Below are 16004 nucleotides of genomic sequence, written 5' to 3'. Positions count from 1 at the left end.
GTTTTCAAACGAAAACGTTATGGTTTTTGCAAACATAGGTAAGTTTTCTGAAGAAAACTCGAAGGAGGAAATACGACTTGTCAGCCATAGAAGTTGGATTGAAGGTTATTTTGTTGTTTTTCGTTCTCGTTACGATTCATGAATGGGGTCATTTTTACTTTGCGAAACGTGCAGGCATCTTAGTTCGGGAATTTGCAATCGGTTTTGGACCCAAAATTTTCTCATATAAAAAAGGGGAAACTCGATATACCTTGCGTATTCTGCCAATTGGTGGATTTGTTCGCATGGCAGGGGAAGACCCGGAAATTGTCCAAGTGAACCCTGGACAAACGGTTGCCGTTAAATTAAATAAACAAGATCAAGTGTCATCTCTTTATCTTGATCAACTAGATCGACGCTCGAATGTGATCATTGGTGTCGTGGAACAAATTGATTTAGAGAGATCGCTTCAAGTATCACTTGATGTCGACGGAGAAAGAGTTACTTATCCCATTGATCCACAAGCGATGATGGTGACCAAAGGGACAGAAACACAGATTGCTCCATATGATCGTCAGTTTGGTTCGAAAACAGTTGGCCAGAGAGCAATTGCCATTGTGATGGGGCCTGTGATGAACTTCATACTCGCAATTGTGTTGTTCTTTATCGTTGTTATTATGTCGGGCGTATTTACGAACGTCAAACTAGATTCTGTGCTTGCAGGTAAGGCAGGTGAGAAATCTGGTCTCCACAAAGGGGATATCATTATATCAATTGATAATCAGCCGATTGGTGATGACCGCGAGAAGCTTGTCACCTCGATTCAATCATCTGCAGGAAAGCCGATGACCTGGGTTGTGGATCGTTCAGGTAATCCTATTACACTTCAAGTTACACCAGAAATGGAAGCAGGGGCTGGTAAGCTCGGTGTAGTCATTTCAGGGGATCGTAGAAGTGCAACTTTTAGTGAAGTGTTAACTGGCACTTACGAACAAGTTGTTGGAACAACAATTGGCATTGTGACTGGTTTACAGAAGCTTGTAATGCTGCAGTTTAAACTTGATGATCTAGGCGGACCTGTCCGTACAGCTCAAGTATCAGCTGAGTTTGCCAAAATGGGAATTACTTACTTAATCTCATGGGCAGCAACATTGAGCTTGTATCTAGGTATATTTAATCTCCTGCCTATTCCAGCTTTAGATGGAAGTCGACTTCTATTTATGGGTCTAGAGGCATTACGCGGGAAGCCAATTGATCCGAATCGAGAAAGTATGGTTCATTTTGTTGGTTTTGCATTGCTGATGCTTCTCATGGTGGCAGTTACTTACAATGATATTTTAAGATTAATTAAGGGATAGTCCTAATATTGTAGGAGGGTTTATGTCAAACGATAAACAGTTTGTTAAAGAGATTACACCACAGGGAGAGGATTTCTCCCGTTGGTACATAGACGTAATCAAGAAAGCTGATTTGATGAGCTATTCGCCAGTGCGCGGATGTATCGTATTTAAACCGGACGGCTATGAAATATGGGAAAACATTCAACGTGAACTCGATAGCAAATTCAAAGAAACGGGTCACCGGAACGCCTATTTCCCTTTATTTATTCCAGAAAGTTTTTTCCAGAAGGAAAAAGAACACGTGGAAGGCTTTAATCCAGAGCTTCCTTGGGTCACTGAAGCAGGTGGAGAGAAGCTCGAAGAGCGACTAGCTATTCGTCCAACTTCGGAAACGATGATTGGTCACATGTATTCAGAATGGATCAACTCCTATCGCGATCTTCCGCTTTTGATTAATCAATGGGCTAACGTAGTACGATGGGAGAAGCGGACACTGCCTTTCCTTCGTACTACGGAGTTCCTGTGGCAGGAAGGTCATACGGCTCATGAAGACGAGCAGGATGCTCGCCGTGAAACGATGCAGATGCTGGAAGTATACCGCGAATTTGCGGAAGATTTCTTAGCAATCCCTGTCATTGTTGGGCAGAAGACTCCTTCTGAGAAATTCGCGGGTGCTGTCGATACATTCTCTATCGAGGCAATGATGAAAGACGGGAAAGCGGTGCAAGCTGGCACCTCTCACTATCTGGGTACAAATTTTGCGGTCGCTTTCGATATCAAGTTCTTGGACCGTGAGAATCAGCATCAATTTGCCCATACGACTTCATGGGGTGTTAGTACTCGACTCATTGGTGCACTTATCATGGCTCATGGCGATGATCGTGGGTTGGTATTGCCTCCTAAAGTAGCCCCTACACAAGTCATCATGATTCCAATTGGTCCTCCAAAAACACGGGAACAAGTTATTGGGCGTGTTGACGAATTGTTTGCAGAGCTGAAGAAAGCAGGCGTCCGAGTTAAAGTGGATGACCGAGCTGACCAAAGCCCGGGTTGGAAATTTAATGAATATGAAATGCGCGGTGTACCTATCCGTGTTGAATTAGGTCCTCGTGACATGGAAAATGGACAAGTTGTTCTCGTTTCTCGCGTAAGCGGGGAGAAGAAAACCGTTCAGCAAGCAGACTTCGTTCAGGAAGTTCAAAATTTACTTGCTGAGATTCATCAGCAGATGTATGATAAAGCGAAGCAGTTCCGTGACGAGCATTACATTGCGGTAGATTCTATTGATGAGTTCAAATCATTCCTAGAGACCAAACGCGGATTTGCTTTGGCCGGCTGGTGCGGGTCTAACGTTTGTGAGGATCAAGTTAAGGAAGAGACGGGGGCAACAAGCCGAAATATTCCTTTCAATCCTTCAGAAACGAAATCAACATGTCTGGTTTGCGGCGATGCTGCTAAACATACGGTCGTTTTTGGCCGAAGTTATTAATTACAATCAAGGGCAAATGGAAGCAACAATTCCATTGCCCTTCGTATTTTTATGGGGAGGCTGTTCATGAGTAATTTGGCTGATAAACGGAATCGCTTTGAGCTTTTGATGCAGCAAGCCGAGATTCCAGCCGATATCGTGCGGTCATTTTTTGCGGAAGGCTACATCGAGCAAGTAGAAATTAGTCGCAAGAATCGCGAGTGGACCTTTTATTTGGTGAAAAATGAAATAGTGCCTCAAAACACTTACCGTTCATTTTGTAAAATGATCCAAGAGAAGTTTGCTCAAATTGCGAAGATTCGTTTTATTTGGAAATTTGAGCAATCAGAACCAGCGGCTTTGGTAGATGAATACTGGAGCCTGTTTATGGAATGGCTGCAGCGTGAAGTAGCATCGATTAATGGTTGGATGTCAAAAGCAAGGGTTGAGGTACAAGGTCACACGCTAACTCTCATCATGCTAGATCAGATTGGACTTGAACTTGCTAAAAAGAAAAATGTAGATATGTTCATACGGAACTTTTTTCATAACTTTTTTCAAACAGAATTAAACGTAAAGTATGCGGTTAGTGATTCTACCGAGATCGAAGCTGAGTACGAGAAATTTGCGAAGCAGCGCGAGCAAGGAGAGAAGACTTTTACCCAAGAGATCATGATGTCTATCGACATGGAAGAAGAAGCATCTTCATTACCAGATACGGATCTCAAGCTTGTCATGGGCATTGATATCAAAGAGGTACCGACGCCAATCAAGGACATTCAAGAAGAAGAGAAGAAAGTGGCAGTTCAGGGCACCGTATTTGGACTAGACGTCAAGGAATTGAGAAACGGGAACACGTTATATACATTTAACCTGACTGATTTTACCGATTCTTTGGCGATGAAGGTATTTGCGAAAACCAAAGATGATGTGAAAATTATGAGCTTGCTTGCGAATGGAACATGGATTAGAGCGCGAGGCAAGGTCGAGTATGATCGTTTCATGCAAATTCCTGAACTTGTCATGATTCCGAATGATTTGTATGAAGTTATGGCACCTAGGGATCGGATGGACGATGCAGCTGAGAAGCGCGTTGAGTTTCATTTGCACACGACCATGAGTACTATGGATGCTTTAACTCCTATTGATCAATATGTGAAAATGGCCGCTAAATGGGGACATAAAGCCATAGCGGTTACTGATCATAGTAACATTCAATGTTTCCCTGATGCAGGAAAAGCAGCCAAAAAGCACGGGATTAAAGTGATTTATGGTGTGGAAGCAAACGTTGTGAATGACTCTGTTCCTATTGTGTTGAATGGTAGAGATATGGATCTGAAGCAAGCCACATATGTGATATTCGACGTAGAGACAACGGGGCTTTCTGTTACCAATAACCGAATTATCGAGCTTGCTGGTGTTAAAATGCAGGACGGTAAAGAAATTGAGCGGTTTGCAACGTTCATTAATCCTCACGAGAAAATTCCTTATAACATTCAACAATTGACGAACATTAACGATGATATGGTAAAAGATGCGCCTGATATCGAAGAGGAGCTTCCTAAGTTTATTGAGTTTGTCGGTGATTGCGTTCTCGTAGCCCATAATGCACGATTTGATATGGGTTTCCTTCAAGCGAATTTGAAGCGTATGGGATTGCCGGAGGTTACGAACTCCGTACTGGATACCCTTGAGCTTGCTAGATTTTTATTCCCATCAATGAAGAACCATCGTTTGAATACCTTGTCGGATAAATTTAAAGTAGGCTTGGACAACCATCACCGAGCGATTGATGACTCTATTGCCTTAGGTTTTGTTTTGTATCATTTAATTAACGAGGCTAATGATCGACAAATAACGAATCTTGCTAAATTGAATGATTATGTAGGAAAAGATTTGTCTAATCAGCGCCCTTTCCATTGTTGTGTTTACGCGCTAAATGCCGTTGGGAAAAAGAACTTATTCAAACTTATATCCTTATCCCATACAACGTATTTACAGCGCTCCGCAACGATTCCCAAAAGTGTTCTAGTAGAGCACAGAGAAGGTCTTCTTATTACCTCCGGCTGTGAAAAAGGGGAATTCTTTGAAGCCGTTCTAAATAAATCAATCGAAGAATCCGAGCAAGTGGCCGAGTTCTATGACATTCTCGAGATTCAACCAGTGAGCTATAACATGCATCTGGTAGAGAAGGGTCTCGTGGGGAGTGTCGAAGATTTAGAGAATGCTGTACGACGTGTTTGTGAAATTGGTTATAAGACCGGCAAACCGGTTATTGCTACAGGGAATGCGCATTATCTGAATCCCCGTGAGAAAGTATGCAGAGATATTGCCATTAATGGAATTACCGGCTTTAGTCCACTGAAAGCCATGAAAAAACCGGATGCTCACTTCCGTACGACCAAAGAGATGCTGGAAGAATTCAAGTTTCTTGGTGAAGAAAAAGCACTTGAAGTTGTCGTGCGCAGTACGAATGATCTAGCAGATCGGTTCGAAGTCATTGAACTATTCCCGGATAAGCTGTTCACACCCATCATCGAAGGAGCAGACGAAGAAATTCGGACGACTTGTTATAATACTGCGAAGGCTATGTATGGAGATGAACTTCCGGAAGTCATTATAGCCAGGCTTGAGAAAGAGCTTGTTCCGATTATTAAGTTCGGTTTCTCTGCCAACTATTTGATTTCCGAACGTCTTGTGAAAAAGTCGAATGCGGATGGTTATCTCGTAGGTTCAAGGGGTTCCGTTGGTTCTTCCGTCGTTGCGATGATGTTAGGTATTTCAGAGGTTAATCCGCTGCCTCCTCATTATATATGCGTATCTTGTCAGCATAGTGAGTGGTTCCTGGACGGGAGTGTTCCGAGTGGATTCGATCTTCCGAACAAAGTTTGCCCGAATTGCGGGGGGAATTTAAAAGGTGACGGTCACGACATTCCGTTCGAGACGTTTCTAGGCTTTAAAGGGGACAAGGTTCCCGATATTGATTTGAACTTCTCTGGTGTTTATCAACCGATTGCGCATAATTTTACGAAAGAAATTTTTGGTGAGAAGAACGTATTCCGTGCGGGTACTATCGGTACTGTCGCCGAGAAGACGGCATTCGGATTCGTTAAGAAGTATGAAGAAGAGCAAGGCCAGAAATGGCGCGGTGCTGAGATTAGCCGACTAGCTGCGGGCTGTACAGGTGTGAAGAGAAGTACAGGTCAGCATCCCGGCGGTATTGTGGTTGTACCGGATTATATGGAAGTTGATGATATCACACCCGTACAATATCCAGCAGATGATAAGAATTCGGAATGGAAAACAACCCATTTTGATTATCATGCCTTTGACGCCAATTTGCTGAAACTTGATATTCTCGGACACGACGACCCGACGATGATGCGGATGCTGCAAGATTTAACGGGTGTTGATCCAACGACCATACCTATGAATGATCCGAAAGCGATGAGCATTTTCAATTCGACAGAAGCGATTGGAGTCAGACCAGATCAAATTCGATCCCCAGTAGCTACTTATGGTGTTCCGGAAATGGGAACCAAGTTCGTTCGTCAGATGCTTCAGGAAACACAGCCAAGTTCCTTTGCCGATTTACTGCAAATTTCCGGATTGTCACATGGAACGGGTGTTTGGCTTGGTAATGCACAGGAGTTAATTAAAAAAGGGATATGCAACATTAAGACGGTTATTGGTTGTCGGGATGATATCATGCTCTTCTTGATTTATAAGGCAGGAATGGATGCAGGTCTTGCTTTCAAAATTACCGAGAGTGTTCGTAAAGGTAAGGGGCTTACAGATGAATGGAAAGATGAGATGAAACGCTGTAATGTGCCAGCTTGGTATATTGAATCTTGTGAACGGATTGAATATATGTTTCCAAAGGCGCATGCTGCTGCTTACGTTATCTCTGCTGTTCGTACAGCTTACTTTAAGGTTTATCATCCGATTGCCTACTATGCGACTTATTTTAGTGTTCGTGCAGCTGACTTTGATCTAGAGCTTCTTTGCCAAGGATATGATGCCATTCTTAAAAAATTGATTGAGATTGAAGAGAAAGGCTTCCAGGCGCTACCGAAGGAGAAAGCGATGGTTTCCATTTTGGAAATGTCACTCGAAATGACGTCCCGTGGCTTCAGTTTCAAACCGATTGATATCTATCGTTCGGATGCAACGCGGTTTATTATCGATGGTACGTCACTTATCCCGCCATTTGCGGCAATGTCAGGTATCGGAGATAACGCAGCCAAAAATATTGCTGCTGCCAAAGAGGAGGGAGACTTCCTCTCCATCGAAGATTTCCAGAATCGATCCAAAGCCTCAAAGACGGTTATTGAGATGCTCAGCGCGATGGGATGCTTCCGCGGATTGCCTGAATCGAATCAATTGTCCTTATTCTAAGCTTTCGAAGTGAGTTTTTCTAAAGAAAAACTTTTAGCTGTCAAGTGAAAATGATTAACAAGTTTGCTATTGTAATGCAAAGATTGGTTATGGTATAATTTTTATTGGCAATAATGAGGATATCATCTTGTGATTAAAGAGTGGGGAAACCCACTCTTTACATTTTGATATAGGACTTTTCGGAATACGATAAAGGAAAGTCAATTTAGGAGGTACATTTATCTGTGGCTACACAAGCGCAAATCAAATCCGTCATTGAGGACATGCTGAAGGATTTCATGGAACAAAATGGATTTGAACTCGTGGATATTGAATATGTCAAAGAAGGCAGCAATTGGTTCCTTCGTGTCTATGCAGACAAGGAAGGCGGAATTGATATAGATGATTGCGGCCGCATCAGTGAATACTTAAGTGTTCAATTGGATGAAAAAGATCCCATTGCTGATGCCTATTTCTTGGAAGTTTCTTCACCAGGCGCGGAACGTCCGCTTAAGAAGACACAAGATTATCACAAGGCTGTGAATAGTCATGTATTTGTTACCACCTATGAACCGATAGACGGTTCCAAGGAATTTGAAGGTTTGCTGCTTTCCTTTGACGAGGAAGAACTCGTTATTGAAATTGGCAAAAAGAAAATTATTATCCCGTTCGCTAAAGTAGCAAGCGCTCGTCTAGCTATCGTTTTTTAGTGACCGTTACTTATTGAAAGGGGGGACTCAGTTCAAATGAACACGGATTTTATCGAAGCGCTGTCGGAAATTGAACGTGAGAAAGGTATCTCAAAGGAGTTACTTATCGATGCAATTGAAGCAGCGATGATTTCAAGTTATAAACGTAATTTCAACACCGCACAGAACGTGCGAGTTGATATCAATCGCCATACTGGCCTCATTAAGGTATATGCCCGTAAAACCGTAACTGAGGAAGTATTAGATCCAAGATTGGAAATTTCACTCCACGCTTCTCGTGAAATTAATCCGAATTACCAATTGGAAGATATCGTTGAAATTGAAGTGACTCCTCGTGATTTCGGACGTATTGCTGCTCAAACTGCCAAACAAGTGGTGACTCAGCGTATTCGTGAAGCCGAGCGTGGCTTGATTTATAATGCTTTTATCGACAAAGAAGAAGATATCGTTACAGGTATCCTTCAACGCCAAGATCAACGTAACATTTATGTGGACTTGGGTAAAGTTGAGGCTGTGCTGCCTTTGACTGAATTGATGCCTACTGATAAGTTCAAACAAGGCGATCGGATAAAGGCGTATATCACGAAAGTGGAAAATACTACGAAAGGACCGCAAATCATTTTATCAAGAACACATCCAGGGCTGTTGAAGCGTCTTTTTGAACTGGAAGTGCCTGAGATCTTTGATGGTGTGGTCGAGATTCGTTCGGTTGCGCGTGAAGCCGGTTTCCGATCCAAAATTGCTGTTCATTCCCGCAACGCTGAAGTTGATCCAGTAGGATCCTGTGTAGGACCTAAAGGATTACGTGTTCAAACGATTGTAAGCGAACTGCGCGGCGAGAAAATAGACATCGTACGTTGGATGGAAAGCGTGGAAGAATACGTAGCCAATGCGCTTAGCCCTTCCAAAGTGCTTGAAGTGCAAATTCATGAAAATGAAAAAATGGCGCGTGTCATTGTACCTGACTATCAGCTTTCTCTGGCTATTGGAATCAAAGGGCAAAATGCTCGTCTTGCTGCCAAATTGACAGGTTGGAAAATAGACATCAAAAGTGAAACACAAGCCGAACAAGAATATGGCCGAGTGAAAACTTATTCCGAAGAAATGCATCAAGATTCTGTGAGTGTCGATTAAGTTTTTGTTTGGAGCAAGGGGTGATCGGAATGAAGCAGAGAAAAATCCCTCTGAGAAAATGCGTGGCCTGCCAGGAAATGATGCCGAAGAGGGACTTGATCCGCATCGTCAAAACGCCTGAAGATGAAATTCTCATAGATCTTAAAGGGAAAAAATCTGGGCGCGGTGCCTACCTGTGCGGTAAAGTTTCTTGTTTTAAATTGGCGAAGAAAAGTAAAGCCCTGGATAGAGCCCTTAAGCATGCCGTTGGTGCCGATATTTATGACCAATTGGAGCAAGATTTCATTCGTGTTGAAGATGAGTTCCTCTCTTCTAAAGAGGAGGAGTCTGAAGATGAATCCTAAATTTCTATCCCAATTGGGTTTGGCGATGCGGGCAGGGAAGCTAGTTACCGGTGATGAGGGTGTGTTTAAAGCGATTCGCTCGGGAGAAGCCAAACTTGTCATTATGGCGGAGGATGCATCCGCTAATACACGTAAGAAATTTCAAGACAAATGCCAATTCTATGGGATTAAACTCATGGAAATAGGTACGAAGTATGAATTGGGCCGCAGCATTGGGAAAGAAATGCGTGTCACCATAGGTGTATTGGACGGAGGCTTCGCGCAGATGCTGCAGAAGAGTCAAGATAATCCTGCGGAGGTGAAACATATTGACCAATAAACAAGACAATAAAGATAAGACTCGCGTTTACGAATACGCAAAGCAACTCAATATGAGCAGCAAAGAAATTATTACCATCCTCAAACGTCTGAATATTCCTGTTAACAATCATATGAGTGTAATGGAAAATGACGCAGTGAGCAGTGTAGAAAAGTTTTTTCGTGATATTAAAGCCAATGCGGCTGCCAAACGAGCAGCTACGGACGGAGGAAATGTGAGTTCATCTACGACGAATCAGAATCCTGCAACGCAGGCTCCAGCACAAGAGAATAAAGGTGCAGCAACACCGGCTTCGAAGCCAGTTGCTTCAGAACCAACGAACAGCACGACTACCAATGGTGCAGTAACAGCACCTCAAGGACAATCTACGCCTAATACGGCTAGTCGTCCAGCACAACAAGGACGCGATCAACGACCAAGTGGTCAAGGATCATCGCAAGGCGGACAACGTCCAAACAGTCAAGGCCAAGGTGGACAACGTACAGGTTATCAAGGTTCCAATCCAGGTGGGCAGCGTCCTAGCGGCCAAGGCTCTAGCCAAGGTGGACAACGTACGGGCTATCAAGGTTCCAATCCAGGTGGACAGCGTCCAAGTGGCCAAGGCTCTAGCCAAGGTGGGCAACGTACGGGTTATCAAGGTTCCAATCCAGGTGGACAGCGTCCTAGTGGTTCCACTGGCGGCTACAATAGCCAACGTCCAAGCGGCGGTCAAGGCTACAGCCAAGGTCAAGGCCAAGGCGGAGCTCCTCGCAGTAATAGTAACTATGCAGGATCCCGTCCAAGTCAGGGGACTGGTGGACCGGGAGCTGGTGGTGGACAAAGCGCGAATAGCGGCCGTCCGCAAAATGCAGGCCCGAACCGCAGTGCTGGTCCAAACCGTCAGTCTAAACCGTTTGATAACCGCAACAATAATCAAAGCGGAAGACCTGTCATTCAAGAAGCAAAGCCGCAGTTCCACGTAGGAGCAACAGCAGCTGAATTGGATGATGCAGCAGCAAAAGCGGGTGTAATTACAACTAAGAAATCAAAACCAACACCTAAGCGTTTCGATGATAACCGTTCCGGCGGAAATCGCGGGCCTGGTGGACAAAACAGAGGCAATCAACGCGGTAACAATAGAGGCAGATACCAACAGGAAACTGTTAAAAAAGAAAAAATTGACAACACACCTAAGAAAATCATCGTTCGTGGCAGTATGACCGTTGGTGAAACAGCGAAATTACTTCACAAAGATGCTTCTGAAGTAATTAAGAAGCTTTTGTTCTTGGGTACAATGGCAACAATCAACCAAGAGCTTGATTTGGAAGCCATTCAATTGATTGCATCCGAGTTTGGTGTTGAGGTTGAAATTAAGATTAAAGTCGAAGAAGACAATTTCGAGACTTTCGAAGAAATTGACGATGAGGCTGATCTGATTGAGCGTCCACCAGTTGTTACGATCATGGGTCACGTCGATCATGGTAAAACGACTTTACTTGATGCTATTCGTAAAACCAGTGTAACCGAGGGTGAAGCAGGCGGTATTACGCAGCACATCGGTGCTTACCAAGTTGAAGTTAACCAAAAGAAAATCACTTTCTTGGATACGCCTGGTCACGAAGCTTTTACAACCATGCGTGCCCGCGGTGCACAAGTAACCGATATTACAATTATCGTTGTTGCTGCTGATGACGGCGTAATGCCACAAACCGTTGAAGCTATTAACCATGCTAAAGCGGCAGGTGTTCCGATCATTGTAGCAGTTAACAAGATTGATAAAGAAGGCGCAAATCCAGATCAAATCAAACAAGCACTTACTGCTTATGAGTTGGTTCCGGAAGAGTGGGGCGGAGATACGATTTTCTGCGAAATTTCCGCAAAACAACGGATTGGACTTGAAAATCTACTTGAGATGATTCTGCTTGTTGCGGAAGTTCAAGAGTATAAGGCTAACCCGAACAAACGTGCTAGAGCGACTGTAATCGAAGCCGAGTTGGATAAAGGTCGTGGTCCAGTTGCCAGAATCCTGATTCAACATGGTACTTTGAAAGTCGGAGATAGCTTCGTAGCTGGCGTGTGCTTCGGCCGCGTGAGAGCGATGGTGAATGATAAAGGTAAACGTTTGAAAGAAGCGGGTCCTTCAACACCAGTTGAAATCACAGGTCTTACAGAAGTACCACAAGCTGGAGATCCATTCCTTGCTTATGAAGATGAGCGTAAGGCAAGAGACATTGCAGATCGTCGTTCCATTGCACTACGACAATCCGAGATGACGGCGAATTCACGCGTTACGTTGGATGACCTCTTTAAACACATTAAAGACGGCGAAATCAAAGAGCTGAATGTAATCATCAAAGGTGACGTTCAAGGTTCTGTTGAAGCCCTGAAAAGCTCCCTTGAGAAGATCGAAGTGGAAGGCGTTCGCGTCAAAATTCTTCACAACGGTGTTGGTGCTGTTACGGAGTCTGATATTATTCTGGCTTCTGCATCTAACGCGATTATTATCGGTTTCAACGTTCGTCCTGAACCTGCAGCGAAAGCAACAGCAGATCAAGAGAAAGTTGATATCCGTCTGCATAACATTATCTACAACGTAATTGAAGAAATCGAGCAAGCTATGAAGGGCATGTTGGATCCTATCTTTAAAGAAGTTGTACTTGGTCAAGCAGAAGTACGTAATGTGTTCAAAATTACGGGCTCAGGTACAATTGCTGGATGTATGATTATCTCAGGCAAAATTGCTCGTAATGCACAAACACGCTTGATCCGCAGCGGTATTGTCGTGCACGAAGGTAAAATTGACTCCCTGAAACGATTCAAGGATGACCAAAAAGAAGTGGCACAAGGTTATGAATGTGGTATATCTCTTGAGCGTTATCATGATATTAAAGAGGGCGACATTATTGAAGCCTTCATCATGGAGTCCGTTGAGAGGTGATGACAAATGGCTAGAGTTCGTGTAGGTCGAGTTGGCGAACAAATCAAGAAAGAATTAAGCCAGATCGTTCAGTCCGAATTGAAAGATCCGCGCATTGGTTTCTTGACCGTAACTGGTGTAGAAGTAACGAACGATTTATCCTTAGCTCGCGTTTTTCTTAGCGTAATGGGCACAGAAGAAGAGAAAGCTGCAACGCTTAAGGCGCTTTCTGTAGGTTCTGGATATATTCGTTCGGAATTAGGCAAACGAATTCGTTTACGTAAAATTCCAGAGCTGCAATTTAAGTTCGATGCTTCTATTGATTATGGGAGTCATATCGATAACTTATTGCACAAGCTTAATCAGGAAGGAAATTCAAGCGTATGAGCAGTGGAATGAACCATGCCACCGAATACAGCCAGCAGCTGGCAGCAGCAGCTACGTTTATCGAGCAGCATGATGATTTCCTGGTGGTATCTCACATCCAACCGGATGGGGATGCCGCCAGTTCTACGTATGCAACCGGTTGGATTCTTAAACAACTGGGAAAATCCTTTACAATGATCAATGAGGGCGCTATGCCCTCTAAATTTTCCTATTTATGGGGAAGTGATCAAGTACTTGATTATGGCAAAGAAGTTCCTGATAGACTTTATCAAACCATCATAAGTGTAGATTGTGCTGATTTCTCCAGAATGGGTAGGATCAGCACTCTTTTTGATGACCAAGCACGGCTGCTCAATGTTGATCACCATCCAACGAACGATAGATTTGGTTCGTGCCATTTGATTAAACATGATGCCGCTGCAACCGTTCAAATTTTGTATGATTTAGCCATACATATGAAACTTGTACCGAGTTTGGAGTTTGGTGATTGCATTTACACGGGCTTGCTGACAGACACAGGTGGTTTTCGGTATTCGAATACCTCGCCTGAGGTTATGCAAATTGGAGCAACACTGTTATCACTGGGTGTTCAGGGCTCTGTCATAGCTGAGCAAGTGTTGGAAAGAGTCACCTATTCGCAAATAGTACTTCTGCAGAGAGCTTTATCTACACTTTCATTTGCAAATGATCGTAAATTAGCCTGGCTCGCTGTTTCTCTGGCAGATTTGGAGTTAACAGGTGCATCAAGTGACGATCTGGATGGGCTTGTCAATTATCCGCGTAATGTGGAAGGCGTGGAAGTGGGCATGCTATTTAAAGAGAAAGCAGTCGGTGTCATTAAAGTAAGTCTCCGCTCATCAGGACTTGTTGACGTTGCTGCGATTGCGCAATCACTTGGCGGTGGCGGCCATGTTCGTGCTTCAGGCTGTACAATCCAAGGTACGCTAGAGGAAGCAGTAGCCAAAATGGTTCAGGAAGTAGGGAACGAACTCATATGACGTTAGAAGGCATTTTGCCTGTATGGAAACCAGCGGGCTTCACTTCTCATGATGTTGTTGCCAAGGTTAGAGGTATCCTTGGGATCAAACGCATCGGCCACACGGGAACGCTCGACCCGCAAGTAACCGGGGTTTTGCCATTATGTATAGGTAGAGCAACTCGAATGGTTGAGTACATTCAGGATCTGCCTAAGGAGTATGAAGCTGTTCTTCGAATCGGTCTTTCAACCGATACGGAGGATATGACGGGTACTGTGTTGGAAGAAGTTTCACAAGTGACTTTGGATGAAATGAGAGTACGTGAGGTTCTTCATTCTTTTGTCGGAGAAATCGAACAGGTTCCACCGATGTTCTCTGCAGTGAAGATTGATGGGAAACGACTCTATGAATTAGCCCGTGAAGGCAAGGAAGTAGAGCGAAAGTCACGTAAAGTGACGATTCATAAGCTAGATATTCTTCATATGGACCTACAGCAAAAACATCCAGAGATTCAATTTCGTGCTTCTTGCTCCAAAGGAACCTATATAAGAACCTTGTGTGTGGATATTGGCAAGGCTCTCGGATATCCGGCGGTGATGAAAAGTTTAATTCGTACATCGACTGGCAGTATTCGCCAAGAGCAGTGCTTAACATTTGAACAGATTGAACAAATGAAGGTTCAAGGATTACTGCAGGCGCATATGATTCCTATGGATCAGGCGATTTCACATATCCCATTCATTGAACTATCTGCCGGGGAAGCTGTACATGCATTACAGGGGAAGAAAATTGCTATGACTGCGAATCGGACGGCTCATGCTGATGCATCACAAACCATTTTCAGGGCTTATTCGCCTGATGAACGTTTTCTTGGTTTGTATGAATGGAACAGTGATAGTCAAGTCCTGATCCCTGCCAAAGTTTTCCTCTAATTATAACGTCACGGGACAGGTTGAAATGGGTAGGTGAAATGAATTTATGCGCATAATTCCAATATCATACCCCATTAATATGGATGATTTGGACCTAATAGTGGGAGAGCAAGTAGTGGCAATTGGTGATTTCGATGGTGTACATTTGGGACATCAGGAAGTCATTGGACGTGCCCTTCGCACGGCTAAGAACCTTGGGCTGAAGGCGTCAATCATGACCTTTCATCCACATCCTCGAGCAGTAATGGGTCAAGATAAATATTTGGATCTAATAACTCCGATGAGTAAGAAAATGAAGATGTTTGAATCGCTGGGTGTGAATCATGCCTACATTGTTACCTTTGATGCCTCTTTAATGCGGTTATCCCCGGAACATTTCGTGGATCAAGTATTGGATCGACTTGGTGTTGAAAGTGTCATATGTGGTTTTGATTTTACGTTTGGCTTTCAAGGTAAAGGTACCCCGGATTCGCTCTGTGAGTTGAGTCACGGGAAATTTTCTGTAGAAGTGGTGAGACCCTTTCATATGGATGGCGAAAAAGTTAGCAGTACACTCATTCGTGAATCATTACAGCAAGGGGACATAGACACAGTTACTAGACTTCTTGGGCGTCCCTATAGTATAAGCGGCATCGTTGTGGATGGAGAGAAGCGTGGGAGAACACTTGGCTTTCCTACAGCTAATATTCAACTGGATGAGTCTTACGTCATCCCTACCAATGGTGTTTATGCGATTAAAGCTTCTGTTAAAGGGGAAACCTATAATGGGGTTATGAATATTGGTGTAAAGCCTACCTTTACAACTGGAGAATTGAAGCCCTCATTCGAAGCTCATTTATTTGATTTTTCCGAACAAATTTATGGAGAGCGTATGAATGTTGAGCTAATAGCTTTCCTACGACCAGAGCGGAAATTCTCCTCCCTAGACGATTTGGTAACTCAAATTAAACTTGACGTCGAATCAGCTAAGAGCAAATTATAACGTTTCAGTTGAAACAAGCATTTACTTCTACTGTGCGATTATGATATACTGAATAACGTTGCCAAAAGGATGTATACCTTCTGGCATGAACCTTAGCTTGGACATACGCTATCATCGGCGATTTCTGGGCTATCGGGGATACAATAGAATTTAGGAGAT

12 protein-coding genes are annotated in these 16004 nt (G+C 43.6%); all 12 read left to right on the top strand.

Going from position 1 to position 16004, the window contains the following annotated elements:
• Window positions 1-77: 77 nt before the first annotated feature.
• Window positions 78-1337, top strand: coding sequence for an RIP metalloprotease RseP (rseP, locus tag AC58U0_RS13940; protein ID WP_497379579.1), 1260 nt, complete (start codon window positions 78-80; stop codon window positions 1335-1337).
• Window positions 1338-1359: 22 nt separating this feature from the next.
• Window positions 1360-2808, top strand: a complete 1449-nt coding sequence (gene proS / locus AC58U0_RS13935) for a proline--tRNA ligase (protein ID WP_060645121.1) — start codon at window positions 1360-1362, stop codon at window positions 2806-2808.
• Window positions 2809-2874: 66 nt separating this feature from the next.
• Window positions 2875-7185: a PolC-type DNA polymerase III gene (locus AC58U0_RS13930; protein WP_497379578.1), complete on the top strand. Its 4311-nt coding sequence runs from the start codon at window positions 2875-2877 to the stop codon at window positions 7183-7185.
• Between the two features lie 224 nt (window positions 7186-7409).
• Window positions 7410-7874 (top strand): ribosome maturation factor RimP, encoded by a 465-nt coding sequence (gene rimP, locus AC58U0_RS13925; protein WP_497379576.1) that lies wholly within the window; start codon window positions 7410-7412, stop codon window positions 7872-7874.
• Between the two features lie 36 nt (window positions 7875-7910).
• Window positions 7911-9008, top strand: a complete 1098-nt coding sequence (gene nusA / locus AC58U0_RS13920; protein ID WP_047672911.1) for a transcription termination factor NusA — start codon at window positions 7911-7913, stop codon at window positions 9006-9008.
• Window positions 9009-9037: 29 nt separating this feature from the next.
• Window positions 9038-9352, top strand: coding sequence for an RNase P modulator RnpM (gene rnpM / locus AC58U0_RS13915; RefSeq protein ID WP_029195245.1), 315 nt, complete (start codon window positions 9038-9040; stop codon window positions 9350-9352).
• Window positions 9342-9671: a L7Ae/L30e/S12e/Gadd45 family ribosomal protein gene (locus tag AC58U0_RS13910; RefSeq protein ID WP_171648885.1), complete on the top strand. Its 330-nt coding sequence runs from the start codon at window positions 9342-9344 to the stop codon at window positions 9669-9671. Before rnpM ends, AC58U0_RS13910 begins: the two co-directional genes overlap by 11 nt.
• Entirely contained in the window at window positions 9661-12588 is a 2928-nt protein-coding gene (gene infB / locus AC58U0_RS13905) for a translation initiation factor IF-2 (RefSeq protein WP_497379575.1), read from the top strand. Before AC58U0_RS13910 ends, infB begins: the two co-directional genes overlap by 11 nt.
• 6 nt (window positions 12589-12594) lie before the next feature.
• The gene (gene rbfA, locus AC58U0_RS13900; protein ID WP_057301522.1) at window positions 12595-12954 is read left to right on the top strand and encodes a 30S ribosome-binding factor RbfA; all 360 of its coding nucleotides are present in this window, start codon (window positions 12595-12597) and stop codon (window positions 12952-12954) included.
• On the top strand, window positions 12951-13952 hold the full coding sequence (locus AC58U0_RS13895; protein WP_497379574.1) for a DHH family phosphoesterase: 1002 nt from the start codon (window positions 12951-12953) through the stop codon (window positions 13950-13952). The genes rbfA and AC58U0_RS13895 overlap by 4 nt, the downstream gene beginning before the upstream one ends.
• Window positions 13949-14863, top strand: coding sequence for a tRNA pseudouridine(55) synthase TruB (gene truB / locus AC58U0_RS13890; RefSeq protein ID WP_497379573.1), 915 nt, complete (start codon window positions 13949-13951; stop codon window positions 14861-14863). The genes AC58U0_RS13895 and truB overlap by 4 nt, the downstream gene beginning before the upstream one ends.
• A gap of 46 nt (window positions 14864-14909) precedes the next feature.
• Window positions 14910-15845 carry a bifunctional riboflavin kinase/FAD synthetase gene (locus AC58U0_RS13885; protein WP_497379572.1) on the top strand — a complete coding sequence of 312 codons (936 nt, stop codon included), beginning with the start codon at window positions 14910-14912 and terminating at the stop codon, window positions 15843-15845.
• Window positions 15846-16004 lie beyond the last annotated feature (159 nt).

The sequence above is a fragment of the Paenibacillus sp. J31P190 genome, assembly GCF_059692075.1.
Note: the sequence above shows the minus strand (reverse complement) of the source record. Positions and strands in the feature narration are given on the sequence as shown.

Excerpts from the sequence above, each read along its gene's own strand:
- rnpM (WP_029195245.1), top strand. The coding sequence starts at position 9,038 with ATGAAGCAGAGAAAAATCCCTCTGAGAAAATGCGTGGCCTGCCAGGAA.
- rbfA (WP_057301522.1), top strand. The coding sequence starts at position 12,595 with ATGGCTAGAGTTCGTGTAGGTCGAGTTGGCGAACAAATCAAGAAAGAA.
- AC58U0_RS13910 (WP_171648885.1), top strand. The coding sequence starts at position 9,342 with ATGAATCCTAAATTTCTATCCCAATTGGGTTTGGCGATGCGGGCAGGG.
- AC58U0_RS13930 (WP_497379578.1), top strand. The coding sequence starts at position 2,875 with ATGAGTAATTTGGCTGATAAACGGAATCGCTTTGAGCTTTTGATGCAG.
- AC58U0_RS13895 (WP_497379574.1), top strand. The coding sequence starts at position 12,951 with ATGAGCAGTGGAATGAACCATGCCACCGAATACAGCCAGCAGCTGGCA.
- proS (WP_060645121.1), top strand. The coding sequence starts at position 1,360 with ATGTCAAACGATAAACAGTTTGTTAAAGAGATTACACCACAGGGAGAG.
- AC58U0_RS13885 (WP_497379572.1), top strand. The coding sequence starts at position 14,910 with ATGCGCATAATTCCAATATCATACCCCATTAATATGGATGATTTGGAC.
- truB (WP_497379573.1), top strand. The coding sequence starts at position 13,949 with ATGACGTTAGAAGGCATTTTGCCTGTATGGAAACCAGCGGGCTTCACT.
- nusA (WP_047672911.1), top strand. The coding sequence starts at position 7,911 with ATGAACACGGATTTTATCGAAGCGCTGTCGGAAATTGAACGTGAGAAA.